Genomic DNA, 16,366 nt, shown 5'->3' with positions numbered 1-16,366 from the left:
CTCGGGCGCGGCGGGGGCGCGGGCGCGGCCGGTGACCTTGCCGCCCACCACGTCGGCAAGCGTCATGCCCCTCAGGAAAAGACGGATCTGGTCGCCGAGTTCGGCCCAGAGGTCGTGGGTCAGGCAGCGCTCGCCAGCGAGGCAGCCCGGACCGCCTTCCTCGCAGCGGGTGGCGACGATGGGCTCGTCCGCGGCCTCGACCACTGCGGCGATCGGGATCTCGGCGGCCGGGCGCGCGAGGCGGTAGCCGCCCCCCGGCCCGCGGGCGGAGGCGACCAGGCCCGCGCGGCGCAGCCGACCGAAAAGTTGCTCGAGATAGGCAACGGACAGGTGCTGGGCGGTGGCAATGTCGTGGAGCGTGACCGGCCTGCCGCCGATGCACCCCTCGCCGGCACGGGCCTCGCGCGCCGCCATTTCCACCATGGCCATCACGGCGTAGCGACCTCGGGTAGACAAGCGCATGACTTAGCTACTCCGCTTTCCTCGCATCCCTGGTCATCATGCCGAACATGGGGATCCTGTCGTGATTCTGTTATGAAAACCGAACCCGGCTCCCTATAGTGCCGTCGCCCCGGGACACGGGAACCTCCCTCGGGGCACCATGGAATGGCCTTCCTTCTGTCGGCGTTCTGCGCATCGCGCGGCGCCGCGGGCGGAATTCATGCTAGGATTTCCGACTGGCGCGGTCAACAAATGCGCCTGCCGGTCGTCATTCCGTGAAGGGGCGCCCCCCGCGCCCATTAGGCGAGGTTCCCCAAACTGCGGCGACCGCCGCCCATCCGGACCCAGGCCCTGAAAGGGGCGGGCACGGGAAGGGGCGGTCTGCCGCATAGCGCATTGGACTGAACGCACGATGCCCGAGGTCATGTTCGCCGGGCCGGATGGCCGGCTCGAGGGACGATACCATCACTCGAAGCGATCCAATGCCCCGGTGGCCCTGATCCTCCACCCCCACCCGCTGCATGGCGGGACCATGAACAACCGGGTGACCTACTCGCTGTACCAGCGGTACCAGGCGATGGGCTTCTCCGTCCTTCGCTTCAACTATCGCGGGGTCGGCCGCAGCCAGGGCCGCTACGACGGCGGCATCGGGGAAGTGGCGGATGCCTGCTCGGGCCTGGACTTCCTGCAGGCGGTGAACCCCAACGCGTCCATGCTGTGGGTGGCGGGCTACTCCTTCGGGGCCTATGTCGGCATGCAGGTGCTGATGCGGCGGCCGGAGATGGGCGGCTTCGTCTCCATCAGCGCGCCCGCGAGCCACTACGATTTCGGCTTCCTCGCCCCCTGCCCCTGCAACGGGCTGATTTTCCACGGCGCGGACGACGAACTGGTGCCCGAGCCTTCCGTCCGGAAGCTCGTGGACAAGCTCAACACGCAGAAGGGCATCACCATCGACTACCGGGTGATGCCGGGCGCGGGCCACGTCTTCACGCCCGAGCAGACGGAAAAGGTCGTCGACGCGGCCGAGGACCACGTCATGGGCGTGCTCAACCGCAGCCGGATGGCGCTCGCGGCCGACTGACCGGCCGACGCTACGACGAAAGCCTTGAGAGGGGCCGCCGGGCATTCCGGCGGCCCTTCGCATGTCCGGCGCCGGCCACCCGCATCCGGGGAGCCGCGCCTGCTCGGGAACCTGGGCGGAGACGTTGCCTGCCCCAGCCGGATGCCGCAGCGACCCACATCACATGTCGCGGCGGCTTTTCGCCGGCCTCCCGGCCATGCATGCTCCCGGCAACGACACCGGGAGGAATCACCCAGCATGCATGCGTCCCGCCGTGGCCTGATCGCCACCGCCCTCGCCGCGCCCGCCCTTGCCCACGCCCACGCCCAGGGAGCGGGCTGGAGGCCCGACCGGCAGATCACCATGATCGTCGCCTTCGCCGCCGGCGGCGGCACCGACACCGCCGCGCGCACCATCGCCCGCTTCATGGAGAAGGACCTCGGCCAACCGGTGGTGGTGCTGAACCGTCCCGGCGCGGGCGGGGAGATCGGCTTCTCCGAACTCGCCCGCGCGCGGCCCGATGGCTACACGATCGGCTTCATCAACACGCCCACCATCGTCACCATCCCGATCGAGCGCCGCGCCCGGTTCAAGCTGGAGGACTTCGCGCTGATCGCGAACATCGTGGACGATCCGGGCGGGCTCTGGGTGCTGGCCGACAGCCCGATCCGCGACTTCGCCGGCCTGCTCGGCGCCGCGCGCGAAAGGCCGGCGACGATCGGCTACGGCACCACCGGCATCGGCTCGGACGACCACCTGGCGATCCTCGCCATCGAGCGCGCGACCGGGACGCGGTTCCTGCACATCCCCTTCGCAGGCTCGGCGCAGGTGAAGCAGAACCTGCTCTCGCGCGCGATCCCGCTCGCCGTGATGAACATGGCCGAGGGCATGAACGAATGGCGCCAGGGCATGCTGCGGCCGCTGGCGCAGATGGGCATGACGCGCTGGGAGCCCGCCGCCCAGGTGCCGACGCTGAAGGACCTGGGCGTCGACGTGGTGGAGGGTTCCATGCGCGGCATGGCCGCCCCCGCCGGCATGGCGCCGGAAGTGCTGGAACGCCTCGCCCTCTCGGTCCGCCGCACGGTGGAGGACCCGGAGTTCCAGGCGCTCGCGGTGCAGCAGACCCTGCCGCTGCGCTTCCTCGCCCCCGAGCCCTACCGCGCCGAGCTGCATGCCCTGAAGGCGCGCTACGAGGCGCTGTGGGCGCAGCATCCCTGGAGGGAGTGAGCATGCGATCCCCGCAGCCACCCGGCGACGGCGGGGATCCTGCCGCCCGCGAAGCCTGGAAGGAGGGCGCGGCATGACGGCGTTCCGCGGCGTCTGGCCGATCCTCTATGCCTTCTTCGACGAGCAGGAACGGCTCGACCGCGCCGCCATGCGCGCACAGGTCGAGGCCTGCATCCGCGGCGGGGCGCACGGCATCGCCGTGCTCGGCCTGGTCACCGAGTTCCACAAGCTGACGCTCGTCGAACGCCGCACGATCATCGACTGGGTGCTCGAGGACGTGGCCGGCCGCGTGCCGGTGGCGGTGACGGTGAACGAGGCCGGCGTCGCCGCCGCGCTCGAGGTGGCGCGTGCCGCCGAGGCCGCCGGCGCCGCCTGGCTGATCCTGCAGCCGCCGCAGATCGCCGGGATGAACGAGGCCGCGCTGGTGCGGTTCATGGGCGCATTGGCGGAAGGCGTCACCATCCCCTGCGGGCCGCAGAACAATCCCTCGATGATGGATGTGGCGCTGTCCACCTCCGCGTTGCGCACGCTGAACCGGGCGCATCCGCACTTCCGCATGATGAAGGGCGAGGGTCCGATCCTCTACGTGAAGCGGCTGATCGAGGAGACCGACGGCGCCTTCGCGATCTTCAACGGGCTGGCCGGGCTGGAACTGACGGACACGCACCGCATCGGCTGCGCGGGAATGATCCCGGCGCCGGACGTGGCGGACGTGCAGGCGCGTATCTGGGACCTGATGGATGCGGGCGACGAGGACGGCGCCGAAGCCCTGCACCGCGGCGTCCTGCCGCTCGCGACCTTCATGATGATGCCCCGCACGGCGGAGCATTTCGCCGCCTACGGCAAGCCGTTCTTCGCGAAGCGCGCGGGGATTGCGCCGCCGCATGGACGCAGGCCCTGCCTGGAGCCGCATCCGCTGGGGGCGGACATCCTCGAGAGGCTCGGGCGCGGACTGCCTTCCCTCGGCGGCTGATGCCGGTCGGCCTTTCCGCTGACCGGCATCGGGGTCTTCGTTTCGCGCGCGGTCGCCCCACCAGCCCCGTGCGCCATCCCGTTCGCCGTGCCGATGATGGGATCATCGGCACGGCCCGGCGGTGTGAGGCCGCACGCGGTTCCGGTCAGGGCGGCACCGCACGGGCGGGATTCGTGCCGCGCGCGGCATGGCCCGCGGTTCATCACCCTGCCGGACCAGACCACGCGGACGTGATGCAACCGGCGGCAGCGAATCCATGGTGACCGCGCGCCGGCGATGCGAAGAGCACCGGAGCGCGGGCGATCCCTCCGCGGCAGACATGTCCAGGGTAGCGGAATGAAGAAACGGGCCCTCCTCCTCGGCCTCATCTCCTCGGCGGTCACGATGCCGGCAAGGGCGTGGCAGGGAGGGATCGACGAAGCCGTGCTCCAGGAGGTCAACGCATTCCGCAGGAGCCAGGGCCGGCCGCCGCTGCGCCTGGAGGGTCGGCTGTCCCGCGCCGCGCAACTCCATTCCCGCGACATGCTGAACCACAACCGCATGAGCCATTCCGGCAGCGACGGCAGCGACGCCGGCCTGCGGATCACCCGCGCCGGCTACCGCTGGCGCTCCTACCGGGAGAATGTCGGCGCCGGGTACATGGGCGTGCAGGACGCGGTGATGGGCTGGGTCTACAGCCCCGGCCACCGCGAGAACCTGCTCGCCGACGACGTGACCCAGGTCGGCGTCGGCTATGCCGACGGTCCCGGCATGATGGCGGGCAATATCCCGCGCCGCTTCTGGACGCTGGTGCTCGCCGCGCCGCGCTGAGACCGCGGCGGGGTCCTCCCGGCGCCGCCTTGTGCCCTGCCCGCGAAGTTCGCTGTATTTCCAACGGGCTGAGCGGACAGGCAGGCCACCGAAAACAAGGGCCGGTGGCCTGAGCGCGATGTCCGCAGGACTTCGGAACCAGGCGACTAGAGTGGTTTCCGTTCGCCTCGGCTCACGAACACCGCTCCAGGCCTTTGTTCTTGCGAGCATCTTCACCCGATCAGGTGAGTCCACCTGATCGGGATCTGCTCTAGGCTGCCGGCGCCCGCACCGCGATCAGGTCCGCGATGTTGGCCGGCGTGATCAGGCCGGCGAGTTGCCCGGCCTCGTCCTCCACCGCCACCGCCGGCGCGCCGCCGTCGCGCGAGAGCGCAAGCAGCGCGTCGTTCAGCGCCACGCGGCGGCCGATGCGCGGGATGTCGCGCATCGCATCCGCCACCGGCACGCCGGGCCCCGACTGGCGCAGCGCGATGATGATGGCGTCCCGCGTCACCAGCCCCATGAGCCGGCCCGCCCCGTCCACCACCGGGAAATCCTGCTGCGGGGTGCGCAGCAGCGCCTCGGCCGCGGCGCCGATGTCGGCTTCGGGCGGCAGGGCCTCGAAGCGGGTTTCCATCGCGTCCTCGGCGGCCAGGCCGCGGGTGGCGACGCGCAGGTCTTCCTCCGCCACCTCCCCCGCCGCGCCGAGATAGACGAAGAGCGCGATGAAGATCAGCAGCGGCGCGCCGAACAGCCCGAGCATGCCGAGCGCGAAGGCCACCCCCTGCCCGATGCGTGCCGCGGTCCGCGTCGCTTCCCTGTGGCCCATGCGGAGGGCAAGCGCCGCGCGCAGCACCCGCCCGCCATCCATCGGGAAGGCTGGGATCAGGTTGAACAGCACCAGGAAGGCGTTGACCCAGAAGAGGCGCGGCAGGAAGCCCGCGCGCGGGTCCTCCACCGTCAGCCCCTCCTGCGCCGGGGGAATGCCGCCGAGCACCGCAGCCAGCACCAGGCAGATCGCCACGTTCACCGCCGGGCCGGCGATCGCTATGGCGATTTCCCGCCACGGTTCCTCGGGGATGTGGTCGAGCCGCGCCATGCCGCCGATCGGCAGCAGGGTGATGTCCGGCGTGGCGATGCCGTAGCGCGCGGCCGCGGCCGCGTGGCCGAGTTCGTGCAGCACCACGCAGCCGAAGACCAGGCTGATGAAGGCGATGCCGGCCAGCGCATCGGGCAGCCCGCCACGCGTCGCGTGGGACGCGCCGATCCACGCCAGCAACAGGAAGAAGGTGACGTGGATGCGGATGACCGTGCCGCGCACCGTGCCGATGGGGAAGGACCAGCCCATGCCTTGCTCCTGCCGCGTCGCGGCCATGCCCCGCCCCGCCATGCGGGTCGCGGTCATGCCTCGCCTGCCGCGATCCTCGCACGGGTGGGCGCGTCGGGCATCCCACCCATCGCTGCGGGCACGGCCGCCCGCCGCGCGCGGTTCAGAGCAACGCGCCGACGATCCGCCCGCCCCTGAGCGGCCTCGGCGCGCCGGTGGTGCCGGGGAAGGTGATTGGCAGTCCGCGCGCCACGCGGGCAGCGAGCAGGCCAAACGCCTGGGCTTCCAGCGCATCCCCGTCCCAGCCGGCGACCTCGACGGGGCGGACGGGTTCCTCGAGCGCGCCCTGCAACGCCTTCATGATCGCCGGGTTGCGCCGCCCGCCGCCGGCGACGAGCCATTGCATCGGCGGTTCCGGAAACAGTCGCGCCGCGGCAGCGACGCAGACGGCGCAGAAGGCGCAGAGCGTCGCCGCCCCATCGGCGGCCGAGAGTTCCGCCGCCCCCGCCTCCTTCAGCGCACGGTCGAAATCCAGCCGGTCGAGCGACTTGGGCGGCGGCTCCGTGAGGTAGGGGTGCGCCATCAGCCGCCCGAGCACCGCGCCATCCGCCTGCCCCGCCAGGGCCAGCCTGCCGGAGGCGTCGTAGTCCTTGCCCGTGTGCTTGCGCGCCCAGTCGTCGAGCGGACCGTTGGCCGGGCCGGTGTCGAAGGCCAGCATCTCCCCATCCGGGCCGAGCCAGGTGACGTTGCCGACCCCCCCGAGGTTCAGGATCGCCAGCGGCTTGGGCAGCGGCGCGGCGAGCGCGCGGTGATAGACCGGCACCAGCGGCGCCCCCTGCCCGCCCGCCGCGACATCGGCCGAACGGAAGTCGTGGACCACCGTGATGCCGGTGCGCCGCGCCAAGGCGACCGCATCCCCGACCTGCCAGGTGAAGGGGTGGTGGTTGCTCCCCGGCTTCGGCGGGCGGTGCAGGATGGTCTGGCCGTGGAAGCCGATCAGGTCGGCCTCCAGCCCCAGCGCCTCGACCGCCTCGGCATGGCGGTCGGTCAGGCGGGCGACGGCCTCCAGCAGCTCCGGATCGTCCTCGGCCAGGGTCTCGGCACGGTCGAGCAGGCCGCGCAGCAGGCGCCGCAGGCCAGGATCATAGGGCAGGGTCAGGCGCGGGCCGAGGCGCCCGATCTGCTCCCCGTCCGTCTCCAGGTAGGCGGCGTCCACCCCGTCCAGGGAGGTGCCGCTCATCAGCCCGATGGTTCTCAGCATGCGCCTGACGTGCTAGCCCCGCTGCCTTTCCGGCGAAAGCCCCCGGAGAACCCCAATGGCCGGGTTCGGCGTCCCCAACGGGGCGGCAATCCGGGCCGGGCAGTGACGAGAACCAAGGCGAGACGATGAGCGGCCCCAACAGCGACTTCCTGCGCATTGCCAAGGAACGCGGCTACATCCACCAGACCTCGGACGAGGCGGAACTGGATGGCGCGCTGCTGAAGGGCGGGCTCGTCGCGTATATCGGCTACGACTGCACGGCGGACAGCCTGCATGTCGGCCACCTGCTGCCCACCATGCTGCTGCGCCTGCTGCAGAAGACCGGCGGCAAGCCGATCGCGCTGATCGGCGGCGGCACGACCAAGGTCGGCGATCCCTCCGGCAAGGACGAGGCGCGCCAGCTCCTCACCGAGGAGATCATCGAAACCAACAAGGCCGGCATCCGCCGCACCTTCGACGCGCTGCTCGACTTCAAGGCCGGCGCGATGATGCTCGACAACGCCGAATGGCTGGACGAGCTGCGCTACATCCCCTTCCTGCGCGATGTCGGGCGCCACTTCAGCGTCAACCGCATGCTGACCATGGACAGCGTGAAGCTGCGGCTCGAACGGGAGCATTCGCTCTCCTTCCTCGAATTCAACTACATGCTGCTGCAGTCCTACGACTTCCTGGAACTGCACCGCCGCCACGGCGCGGTGCTGCAGATGGGCGGGTCCGACCAGTGGGGCAACATCGTCATGGGCGCGGAACTCATCCGCCGCATGGCGGGTGGCCACGCGCATGTGCTGACCACGCCGCTGCTGACGACCGCCTCCGGCGCCAAGATGGGCAAGACGGCGGCGGGCGCCGTGTGGCTGAACCCGGACCGGCTATCGCCGTACGACTACTGGCAGTTCTGGCGGAACACCGAGGACGCGGATGTCGGCCGCTTCCTGGCCCTGTTCACCGAACTGCCGATGGAGGAGGTCCGGCGCCTCGGCGCGCTGCAGGGCGCGGAGGTGAACGAGGCCAAGAAGGTGCTCGCCACCGAGGCGACCGCGCTGCTGCACGGACGCGCGGCGGCCGAGGCTGCGGCCGAGACCGCGCGTTCGACCTTCGAGGCGGGCGTCGCCGCCGAGACGCTGCCGACGATCGTCGCGGCCCTGCCCTCCCCCGTGGTGGACCTCGCGGTACAGGCGGGCCTCGCGGCCAGCAAGGGCGAGGCGCGGCGGCTGATCACACAAAGCGGCATCCGCCTCAACGACATGGTGGTCACGGACGCCGCGCTGAGCGTGACTTCGGACGACCTGCACGACGGGGCTGCGAAGCTTTCGGCCGGCCGCAAGCGGCACGTGCTGGTGCGGGCGGGGTGAACCGGGCGGCCGGGAGTCCGGCCGCCACCCATCCCCGGGCAGCGCGTGGCGCCGAGCCGAGGTGCGCGCCCGATGCTATACTTCGCGCATGAAGAAGATCGGCTTCCTGTCCTTCGGCCATTGGTCGCCCTCGCCCCATTCGCAGACACGCTCGGCCGCCGATGCGCTGCTGCAATCGATCGACCTGGCCGTCGCGGCCGAGGAACTGGGCGCTGACGGCGCCTATTTCCGCGTGCACCACTTCGCCCGCCAGCTCGCTTCGCCCTTCCCGCTGCTGGCGGCCGCCGGCGCGAAGACCAGCCGCATCGAGATCGGCACGGCCGTCATCGACATGCGCTACGAGAACCCGCTCTACATGGCCGAGGATGCGGGCGCGGCGGACCTGATCGCCGGCGGGCGGTTGCAGCTCGGCATCAGTCGCGGCTCCCCCGAGCAGGTGATTGACGGGTGGCGCTACTTCGGCTTCCGCCCGGCCGAGGGCGAGACCGACTCCGACATGGCCCGCCACAGCGCCGAGATCCTGCTCGACGTGCTGCGCGGCGAAGGCTTCGCGCGCCCCAATCCGCGGCCCATGTTCCCGAATCCGCCCGGCCTGCTGCGCCTCGAGCCGCATTCCGAAGGGCTGCGCGACCGCATCTGGTGGGGCGCCGGCTCCAATGCCACGGCGGTCTGGGCAGCCGAGAAGGGGATGAACCTGCAAAGCTCGACCCTCAAGGACGACGAGGATGGCCGCCCCTTCCACGTCCAGCAGGCCGAGCAGATCCGCAAGTACCGCGAGGCATGGAAAGCCGCCGGCCATGCGCGCGAGCCGCGCATCTCGGTCAGCCGCAGCATCTTCGCGCTGACCGACGACCGGGACCGCGCCTATTTCGGCCACGGGAACCAGGAGGACGACCAGGTCGGCTTCATCGACGAGAAGACCCGCGCGATCTTCGGCCGCAGCTACGCCGCCGAGCCCGGGCTTCTGGTGAAGCAACTGGCGCAGGACGAGGGCATCGCGGAGGCCGACACCCTGCTGCTGACCGTGCCGAACCAGCTCGGCGTCGAGTACAACGCCCATGTCATCGAGGCGATCCTGACCCAGGTCGCGCCGGCCCTCGGGTGGCGGTGACTGGGGCTGGGAACCCACCATCCCCGACGAGCGCGTGACCACGGCGCAGGGCTGGTCGATCGCCCCCTGCGCCGAGCCACCCGCACCAGGCCCGCCGCGCGTTACTCGAAGCGGTTCCCCTTCGGGAACCCGTTCGGCGGCGCCTTGCCGGCACCGGCGCGGTTGCCGAGCCATGGCCGCAGGTCGTTTTCCGTCCGCGTCCGCTCGCCCAGCACCCAAGTCAGGCCCTCGGCGCGCCTGAACACCTTCGCGTCCGACAGCCCGCCGTCGCGATAGGCCTGCAACTGCACGCCGCGGCCGCGCGTCATTTCGGGCACCTGCTCGAGCGGAAAGACCAGCAGCTTGCGGTTCTCGCCGATCACCGCAATCGTGTCGCCATCCGCGGGCACGCAGAGTGCGGCCTCGGTCGGCGCATCGACGTTCAGCACCTGCTTGCCGGTGCGCTTTTCCGCCAGCAGGTCCTCGCCCTTCACGATGAAGCCCTTGCCGTCCGAGGAAGCGACGAGGAAGCGCTCGCCCTCCCGGTGGACGAACATCGCGACGACCGCATCCTCGTTGGTCAGGTCCACCATCAGGCGCACGGGCTGGCCGTCGCCGCGGCCGCGCGGGATGACGTCCGCCTTGATGGTGTAGGCCTTGCCGTTGGTGGCGAAGACCACGATACGGTCGACCGTCTCCGCATGCAGCGCGACGAGAAGGCTGTCCCCTTCCTTGAAACGGATCTCGCCGTCGAGCGGGATGTGGCCCTTCTGCGCGCGGATCCAGCCCTTCTCGGAGAGGATGACGGTGATCGGCTCGCGTTCCACGAACGCCGTCTCGTCCACCAGCACGGCAGGCAGCACGCGGCCGGTCTCGGTGCGCCGCTTGCCGAGGGCGCCGTCGCCGAACTTCGCGCGCGTCGCGGCGATCTCCTCGGCGATCGCCTCCCACCGCCTGCCCTCGGACTTCAGCAGGCCCTGGAGGCGCTTCTGTTCGGTGCTGAGCTTCTTGTGCTCCTTGCGGATCTCCATCTCCTCGAGCTTGCGGAGGCTCCGCAGGCGCATGTTGAGGATGGATTCCGCCTGGAGATCGCTCAGCGAGAAGGTCGCCATCAGCACGGGCTTCGGCTCGTCCTCGCTGCGGATGATGCGGATCACCTCGTCGAGGTTGAGGTAGACGATCAGGTAGCCTTCGAGGATCTCCAGCCGCCGCGCGATGGCGGCGAGCCGGTGCTCCGTCCGCCGCACCAGCACGACATGCCGGTGGTCGAGCCAGGACTTCAGCACGTCCCGCAGGCCCATCACGCGCGGCGTGCGCTCCGCATCCAGCACGTTCATGTTGAGCGGGAAGCGGCTTTCCAACGCAGTGGCGCGGAACAACGTCTCCATCAGCACGGCGGGCTCGACGGTGCGGGACTTCGGTTCCAGCACCAGGCGCACGACGTCGGTGCTCTCGTCGCGCACGTCGCCAAGTAGCGGGAGCTTCTTCTCCTCCAGCAGTTGCGCGATCTGCTCGATGAGCTTCGCCTTCTGCACCTGGTAGGGGATCTCGGTGACGACGATCTGCCAGGTGCCGTTCTTGAGCGCCTCACGCTCCCACTTCGCCCGAACGCGAAAGCCGCCGCGGCCGGTCTCATAGGCATCGCGGATGGAGTCCACCGGTTCCACCAGCACGCCGCCGGTCGGGAAATCCGGGCCGGAGATGTGCTTCAGCAGGTCGCCCGTGGAAGCATCCGGGTTGCGCACCAGTTCCAGCGCGGCGTCGCACAGCTCGCCCGCATTGTGCGGCGGGATGGAGGTCGCCATGCCCACCGCGATGCCCGCCGCGCCGTTCGCCAGCAGGTTCGGGAAGGCAGCCGGCAGGACGATCGGCTCGCGTTCCTCGCCGTCATAGGTGGAGCGGAAATCGACCGCGTCTTCCTCGATGCCTTCCAGCATCGCCTGCGCGACCTCGGTCATGCGCGCTTCGGTGTAGCGCATGGCCGCGGCGTTATCGCCGTCGATGTTGCCGAAGTTGCCCTGGCCTTCCACCAGCGGGTAGCGCGCGGCGAATTCCTGCGCCTGGCGCACCAATGCCTCGTAGATCGAGCTGTCGCCGTGCGGATGGTACTTACCCATCACGTCACCGACGATGCGCGCGCACTTCTTGAAGCCGGCGGCGGGATCGAGCCGCAACTGATGCATCGCCCAGAGCAGCCGGCGATGCACGGGCTTCAGCCCGTCGCGCACATCCGGCAGGGACCGCGCGGTGATGGTGGACAGCGCATAGGCGAGGTAGCGCTCGGACAGCGCGTCGGCGAGTTTCGTCTCTCGCGTGGCACCGCCCTCGGGCAGGTCTTTCACATCGTCAGGCATGGATTGATTCGCGCTTCGTTCTCAAGCGGTGGGCTTACACCGGCGCGGCCATCGCCGCCACCCGGTCGGCCAGGCGGTGCCGCGCCTCGGGCACCGGGCGGTGGCGGGCCCCGAAGGCGTCGCGTTCCATGAAATGGCCGGTCAGGCGCAATCCGGCGTCCCAGGCGGCGGGATCGCCCGGGTCGCCGCCGTCCAGCAGGAAGCCCGGCAGGGCCAGCAGCCGCCCGGCATAGGGCGCCGCCGCCGCCGCGCAGACCGCGCGGCCGGTGCGGGGGGAGACATGGGTCAGCCCGTCCCGCGCGCCGGTCACCGCGCAGGCGGAAAGGTCCAGGCCATAGCCGAGTTCGGCCAGCACCAGCGCCTCCCACCGGATGTAGTCGGCCATCACGCCCTCGGCCCCGCCGGCGAGGTGGCCGATCAGCGACACCAGGGCATGGAAGGCCTGCGGATGCGGTTCCCGTTCCGGCAGGGCATCGGCCGCGATGGCGCAGGCGGAGGACAGCAGCGCCAGCGCGAGCGGGTCCTCCATGGCCAGCGCCGCGGCCGGGTGGACCATCTCCCCGGTCAAGGCGCCGAGCTGGTCCGCCAGCCGCGCGACCCAATGCGCCTCGATCAGGTTTCCCGGCAGCCAGAGGCCCGACTGCGCGCGGGAGGCGCCGCCCTTGGCCAGGCCGGCATGGCGCCCATGCTCCTCCGTCAGCAGGGTGACGATCGCCGCGCCCTCCCCGTAGGGGCGGACATCGAGGACAATGGCAGGTGCGGACCACTCCATCCTGCGGCTCAGTGGGAGGTGATGCTCGGCATGCGATTCCCTCATAGCGCATCGCATGCGGGCGGCGAGCGGTTTGACAAGAATTCCCGGCTGAGGCTCGTTGCCCGCGCATCGCGGCGCCCTCGACGGCGCCGCCGACCGGGAAAGGAAACACCAATGGACCGCCGCACCCTGCTGGGCGCGCTCGGCACCGTGCCGCTGCTCACCACATTCCCAGCCGCTGCCCAGGGCCCCTGGCGCCCGGACCGGCCCATCCGCTTCATCGTCGGCTTCGCCGCCGGGGGCAGCACGGATACCTCGGGGCGCCTGGTCGCGAACGCCATCAGCGGCCCGCTCGGCCAGCCCGTCGTGGTCGAGAACCGCGTCGGCGGCGCCGGCAACATCGGGACCGAGCATGTCGCGCGCAGCGCGCCGGATGGCTACACCTACGTCGTCGCCTCCGTCGGCACGCATGCGACGAACCAGTTCCTTTACCGGAACCTGCCCTTCCACGTGGTCAACGACTTCGCGCCGGTCTCGCTCGTGCTCGTCAGCGCGGCGGTCGCGGTGGTCCGGCCATCCCTGCCGATCCGCAGCATCGCCGAACTCATCGCCTATGCCCGCGCCAATCCGGGCAAGATCAACCTCGGCACCAGCGGCGTCGGCGGCACGCAGCATTTTGCCGCCGCGCTGTTCGAGCAGAAGGCCGGCGTCACCTTCACGCACATCCCCTATCGCGGCGGCGCGCCTGCCATGGCCGACCTCGTCGCCGGGCGGCTCGACCTCGTCTTCTCGCCCCTCGCGGAAACCATGTCCTTCATCCAGAGCGGCCAGGTGCGCCCGCTCGGCGTGACCCGCACCGAACGGATGCCGGCGCTGCCCGAGGTGCCGCCGATTTCCGATACCGTGGCGGGCTACGCCTTCAACAGCTGGATCGGCATCTTCGCCCCGGCGCGCACGCCCGCGAACATCATCCAGGTCATGTCCGATTCCATCGCGGCCGGCGTGCGCGCGCCGGAGGTCCGGCAGCGCATGGAAGGGCTGGGCTACCTGCCGGTCGGCGGCGGCCCCGAGCAACTGGCCGACATCCAGCGCCGCGACGTCGCGCTGATGGAGGAACTGGTGCGCCTGACCGGCGCTTCGGCCGACTGACGGGCGGCGGCGCCCAGGCCCTGATCCGGCCTGGGCGCCCGCTCACCCCGCATCCTCCAGCCCGATCGCGCGGATGCGCGCGCGTTCCTCGTCCCAGCCCACGCGTTCCTTGACGTTCAGGAACAGGTGCACGGGGCGTTCCAGCAGCTTCGTCAGTTCGATCCGTGCGCTCTGGCCGATGGCGCGGATGCGGCTGCCCTTGTCGCCGATCAGGATGGCCTTCTGCGTCGCGCGGGAGACGTAGATGGTGCAGTCCACCCGCACCGAGCCGTCGTCATTCTCCGTCCACTGTTCCGTTTCCACGGAAGCATGGTGCGGCACTTCCTGGTGCGTCTGGCGCAGGATCTGCTCCCGCACGATCTCGGCCGCGAGCATCCGGTTCGGCAGGTCGGTGAGTTCGTCCTCGGGGAACAGATACGGCCCCGGCGGCATCGCCTCCGCCAGCTTCGCCTGCAGCCGGTCGAGCCCGTCGCCCTTCTCCGCCGAGATCATGAAGGTCTCGACGAAGGGCAGGATGGCGTTGAGTTCCGCCGTCAGCGGCAGCAGCCGCTCGCGCGCGATCAGGTCGGTCTTGTTCAGCGCCAGCCAGATCGGCACGCGGGACTTCGCCAGCCCCTCGGCGATCTTGCGCACGGCGTCGGTCAGCCCGGCGCGGGCATCGACCACCAGCAGCGTCACATCGGCATCCTGCGCGCCGCCCCAGGCGGCGGCGACCATGGCACGGTCCAGCCGCCGGCGCGGGGCGAAGATGCCGGGCGTGTCCACCAGGATGATCTGGCTGCCCTCATGCATCACCACGGCGCGGATGCGGAAGCGCGTGGTCTGCGGCTTGGGCGAGACGATGGTCACCTTCGTCCCGGCCAGCCGGTTCACCAGCGTGGACTTGCCGGCATTCGGCGCGCCCACGATCGCCACCAGCCCGCAGCGGGTTCCCTGATTCATGACGTCACCCCTGCCAACCAGGCTTCGGCGGCCGCCTGTTCGGCCGCGCGTTTGTTGTCGCCGGAGCCTTCCGCCTCCCGCCCCGCCGCGCCGACGGCGACGACGAAGAATGGCGCGTGGGACGGCCCGGCGGCCGAGACCAGGCGATAGACCGGCAGGCCGAGCCCCCGGCCGAGCGTATATTCCTGCAGCCGGTTCTTGGCCGAGACCGGCGGCTTCGGCGCCGCATCCAGCAGCGCGGCCCAGTGCCGGCGCACCACCTGCCGCGCCGCCTCCAGCCCGCCATCGAGATAGACGGCGCCGAGCAGCGCCTCGACCGCATCGGCCATCACCGTCTGGCGGGCGCGCAGCCCGGCGCGCTCCTCGCCCGGCGGGATGCGGATGGCTTCCGCGAGGCCGATCGCATCCCCCACCTTGGCGAGGGTCTCCCACGCCACCAGGGACGATAGCCGGCGCGTCAGGTTCCCCTCCCGCTCCTCGGGGTAGCGGTCGGACAGCCATTCCGCGATCACCAGCCCGAGCACGCGGTCGCCGAGGAACTCCAGCCGCTCATTCGAATCGAGCTGCCCGGCGCGTGCATCGGCCGCGCTGCGATGGGTCAGCGCCCGTTCCAGCAGCGCCGGATCGGCAAAGGTGTGGCCCAGGCGTGCCTCGATAGGGCTCATGCCCCTCCCCTATCCCAACCCGGCGGCCCGAGGCCATGCCTCGGGCCGCGGGCGCGCAGCGCGACCGCGCCGAGCCCGGCATTCGCACCCGGCAGAGCAGTGCAGGACGCGCCAGCCAAGCCTGCGGGTGCGGGCGCCTGAGGCTCGACACAGTCCCGGACGGGCGCCGAAGGCGGCCGTCGCATCATCGCACGGCGGAGAGGAGCCGGCTCCAGCGGATGGCGAAGGGCCAGCCCCAGACCTCCCACCACGCGGCGGAGCCGTCGACCGAGAAGAAGATGAATTCCGCCCGGCCGACCAGGTTATCGACGGGAATGAAGCCGACCGCGTTCATCGCCCGGCTGTCCAGGCTGTTGTCGCGGTTGTCGCCCATGGCGAAGACATGGCCTTCCGGCACGCGGAACTCGACCGTGTTGTCGAAGGGGCCGTCGTCGGTGGCTTCCAGGATCTCGTGCGTCACGCCGGGGCGGCCGTTCTCGGGGGGCAGCGTCTCGCGGTAGCGGCGGACCGTGATGCGCGGGCCGTCGCCTTCCACGGTGTAGGGGCCAAGGGCTTCCCGCCGCACCGCCGTCCCGTTCACGTACAGGATGCCGCTGCGGACCTGGATGCGGTCCCCGGGCAGGCCGACGATGCGCTTGATGTAGTCGGTCGCGCCGTCCCGCGGCAGCTTGAACACGGCCACGTCGCCGCGCTGCGGCAGGGAGCCGAAGATCCGCCCCTGGAACAGGTTCGGGCTGAACGGCATGGAATGCCGCGAATAGCCGTAGGAATACTTCGACACGAACAGGTAGTCGCCCACCAGCAGCGTCGGGATCATCGAACCGGAGGGGATGTTGAACGGCTCGAAGGCCACCGTGCGGATGCCGATCGCGATCAGCGCCGCATAGAGGATGGTCTTGACGCTCTCCAGCCAGCCGCCGGACTTCTTCTTCGCCATGGGATGAGTGCTTCGACGGCCTGGGGAGGGGGTTGCGCCCGGCGC

Annotated in this window: 15 protein-coding genes; 7 read left to right on the top strand and 8 right to left on the bottom strand. The window is 70.7% G+C overall.

Features of this window, described 5'->3' with window-relative positions:
• Window positions 1-462, bottom strand: a 462-nt coding sequence (locus GXW76_RS16360) for an Rrf2 family transcriptional regulator (RefSeq protein ID WP_211863161.1), incomplete at its 3' end; no start/stop codon positions are given.
• A 391-nt stretch (window positions 463-853) separates the two neighbouring features.
• Between GXW76_RS16360 and GXW76_RS16355 the strand changes: the two genes are divergently transcribed.
• The 4 genes from GXW76_RS16355 to GXW76_RS16340 all read left to right on the top strand — a co-directional run bounded on the left by GXW76_RS16355 (window position 854) and on the right by GXW76_RS16340 (window position 4,511).
• The gene (locus tag GXW76_RS16355) at window positions 854-1,522 is read left to right on the top strand and encodes an alpha/beta hydrolase (RefSeq protein WP_211863160.1); all 669 of its coding nucleotides are present in this window, start codon (window positions 854-856) and stop codon (window positions 1,520-1,522) included.
• Window positions 1,523-1,759: 237 nt separating this feature from the next.
• The gene (locus GXW76_RS16350; RefSeq protein ID WP_211863159.1) at window positions 1,760-2,728 is read left to right on the top strand and encodes a tripartite tricarboxylate transporter substrate binding protein; all 969 of its coding nucleotides are present in this window, start codon (window positions 1,760-1,762) and stop codon (window positions 2,726-2,728) included.
• Window positions 2,729-2,801: 73 nt separating this feature from the next.
• Window positions 2,802-3,701 carry a dihydrodipicolinate synthase family protein gene (locus tag GXW76_RS16345; protein ID WP_211863158.1) on the top strand — a complete coding sequence of 300 codons (900 nt, stop codon included), beginning with the start codon at window positions 2,802-2,804 and terminating at the stop codon, window positions 3,699-3,701.
• A 336-nt stretch (window positions 3,702-4,037) separates the two neighbouring features.
• Window positions 4,038-4,511, top strand: coding sequence for a CAP domain-containing protein (locus tag GXW76_RS16340; RefSeq protein ID WP_211863157.1), 474 nt, complete (start codon window positions 4,038-4,040; stop codon window positions 4,509-4,511).
• Between the two features lie 250 nt (window positions 4,512-4,761).
• On the opposite strand, the gene GXW76_RS16335 is transcribed toward GXW76_RS16340, so the two are convergent.
• Both GXW76_RS16335 and GXW76_RS16330 read right to left on the bottom strand, forming a co-directional pair.
• Window positions 4,762-5,895 carry a site-2 protease family protein gene (locus GXW76_RS16335; protein ID WP_246514439.1) on the bottom strand — a complete coding sequence of 378 codons (1,134 nt, stop codon included), beginning with the start codon at window positions 5,893-5,895 and terminating at the stop codon, window positions 4,762-4,764.
• Between the two features lie 85 nt (window positions 5,896-5,980).
• Entirely contained in the window at window positions 5,981-7,075 is a 1,095-nt protein-coding gene (locus GXW76_RS16330; protein WP_211863163.1) for an anhydro-N-acetylmuramic acid kinase, read from the bottom strand.
• A gap of 128 nt (window positions 7,076-7,203) precedes the next feature.
• On the opposite strand from GXW76_RS16330, the gene tyrS reads away from it, so the two are divergent.
• Both tyrS and GXW76_RS16320 read left to right on the top strand, forming a co-directional pair.
• Complete coding sequence (gene tyrS / locus GXW76_RS16325) at window positions 7,204-8,430, top strand: tyrosine--tRNA ligase (protein ID WP_211863156.1); 1,227 nt, start codon at window positions 7,204-7,206, stop codon at window positions 8,428-8,430.
• An 88-nt stretch (window positions 8,431-8,518) separates the two neighbouring features.
• On the top strand, window positions 8,519-9,541 hold the full coding sequence (locus GXW76_RS16320; RefSeq protein ID WP_211863155.1) for an LLM class flavin-dependent oxidoreductase: 1,023 nt from the start codon (window positions 8,519-8,521) through the stop codon (window positions 9,539-9,541).
• 101 nt (window positions 9,542-9,642) lie between these two features.
• On the opposite strand, the gene parC is transcribed toward GXW76_RS16320, so the two are convergent.
• Together parC and recO are read right to left on the bottom strand one after the other, a co-directional pair.
• A complete protein-coding gene (gene parC, locus GXW76_RS16315) occupies window positions 9,643-11,874 on the bottom strand; it encodes a DNA topoisomerase IV subunit A (RefSeq protein WP_211863154.1) in 2,232 nt (743 codons plus the stop codon).
• 34 nt (window positions 11,875-11,908) lie between these two features.
• Complete coding sequence (gene recO, locus GXW76_RS16310) at window positions 11,909-12,646, bottom strand: DNA repair protein RecO (RefSeq protein ID WP_211863153.1); 738 nt, start codon at window positions 12,644-12,646, stop codon at window positions 11,909-11,911.
• A gap of 156 nt (window positions 12,647-12,802) precedes the next feature.
• Here recO and GXW76_RS16305 point away from each other — a divergent pair, with 156 nt between their 5' ends.
• Window positions 12,803-13,777 (top strand): Bug family tripartite tricarboxylate transporter substrate binding protein, encoded by a 975-nt coding sequence (locus GXW76_RS16305; RefSeq protein ID WP_211863152.1) that lies wholly within the window; start codon window positions 12,803-12,805, stop codon window positions 13,775-13,777.
• A gap of 42 nt (window positions 13,778-13,819) precedes the next feature.
• On the opposite strand, the gene era is transcribed toward GXW76_RS16305, so the two are convergent.
• The 3 genes from era to lepB form a co-directional block, all read right to left on the bottom strand.
• Window positions 13,820-14,719 carry a GTPase Era gene (era, locus tag GXW76_RS16300; RefSeq protein WP_211863151.1) on the bottom strand — a complete coding sequence of 300 codons (900 nt, stop codon included), beginning with the start codon at window positions 14,717-14,719 and terminating at the stop codon, window positions 13,820-13,822.
• On the bottom strand, window positions 14,716-15,384 hold the full coding sequence (rnc, locus tag GXW76_RS16295) for a ribonuclease III (RefSeq protein ID WP_211863150.1): 669 nt from the start codon (window positions 15,382-15,384) through the stop codon (window positions 14,716-14,718). The genes era and rnc overlap by 4 nt, the downstream gene beginning before the upstream one ends.
• A 184-nt stretch (window positions 15,385-15,568) precedes the next feature.
• Window positions 15,569-16,321, bottom strand: a complete 753-nt coding sequence (gene lepB / locus GXW76_RS16290; RefSeq protein ID WP_211863149.1) for a signal peptidase I — start codon at window positions 16,319-16,321, stop codon at window positions 15,569-15,571.
• Window positions 16,322-16,366: the final 45 nt, after the last annotated feature.

The organism is Neoroseomonas soli (assembly GCF_018129065.1).
Lineage (GTDB): Bacteria > Pseudomonadota > Alphaproteobacteria > Acetobacterales > Acetobacteraceae > Neoroseomonas > Neoroseomonas soli.
This window is presented reverse-complemented; position numbering and strand designations above follow the sequence as displayed.

Excerpts from the sequence above, each read along its gene's own strand:
- GXW76_RS16320 (WP_211863155.1), top strand. The coding sequence starts at position 8,519 with ATGAAGAAGATCGGCTTCCTGTCCTTCGGCCATTGGTCGCCCTCGCCC.
- tyrS (WP_211863156.1), top strand. The coding sequence starts at position 7,204 with ATGAGCGGCCCCAACAGCGACTTCCTGCGCATTGCCAAGGAACGCGGC.
- GXW76_RS16340 (WP_211863157.1), top strand. The coding sequence starts at position 4,038 with ATGAAGAAACGGGCCCTCCTCCTCGGCCTCATCTCCTCGGCGGTCACG.
- GXW76_RS16305 (WP_211863152.1), top strand. The coding sequence starts at position 12,803 with ATGGACCGCCGCACCCTGCTGGGCGCGCTCGGCACCGTGCCGCTGCTC.
- parC (WP_211863154.1), bottom strand. The coding sequence starts at position 11,874 with ATGCCTGACGATGTGAAAGACCTGCCCGAGGGCGGTGCCACGCGAGAG.
- GXW76_RS16350 (WP_211863159.1), top strand. The coding sequence starts at position 1,760 with ATGCATGCGTCCCGCCGTGGCCTGATCGCCACCGCCCTCGCCGCGCCC.
- GXW76_RS16355 (WP_211863160.1), top strand. The coding sequence starts at position 854 with ATGCCCGAGGTCATGTTCGCCGGGCCGGATGGCCGGCTCGAGGGACGA.
- era (WP_211863151.1), bottom strand. The coding sequence starts at position 14,719 with ATGAATCAGGGAACCCGCTGCGGGCTGGTGGCGATCGTGGGCGCGCCG.
- GXW76_RS16335 (WP_246514439.1), bottom strand. The coding sequence starts at position 5,895 with ATGACCGCGACCCGCATGGCGGGGCGGGGCATGGCCGCGACGCGGCAG.
- GXW76_RS16345 (WP_211863158.1), top strand. The coding sequence starts at position 2,802 with ATGACGGCGTTCCGCGGCGTCTGGCCGATCCTCTATGCCTTCTTCGAC.
- rnc (WP_211863150.1), bottom strand. The coding sequence starts at position 15,384 with ATGAGCCCTATCGAGGCACGCCTGGGCCACACCTTTGCCGATCCGGCG.
- recO (WP_211863153.1), bottom strand. The coding sequence starts at position 12,646 with ATGGAGTGGTCCGCACCTGCCATTGTCCTCGATGTCCGCCCCTACGGG.
- lepB (WP_211863149.1), bottom strand. The coding sequence starts at position 16,321 with ATGGCGAAGAAGAAGTCCGGCGGCTGGCTGGAGAGCGTCAAGACCATC.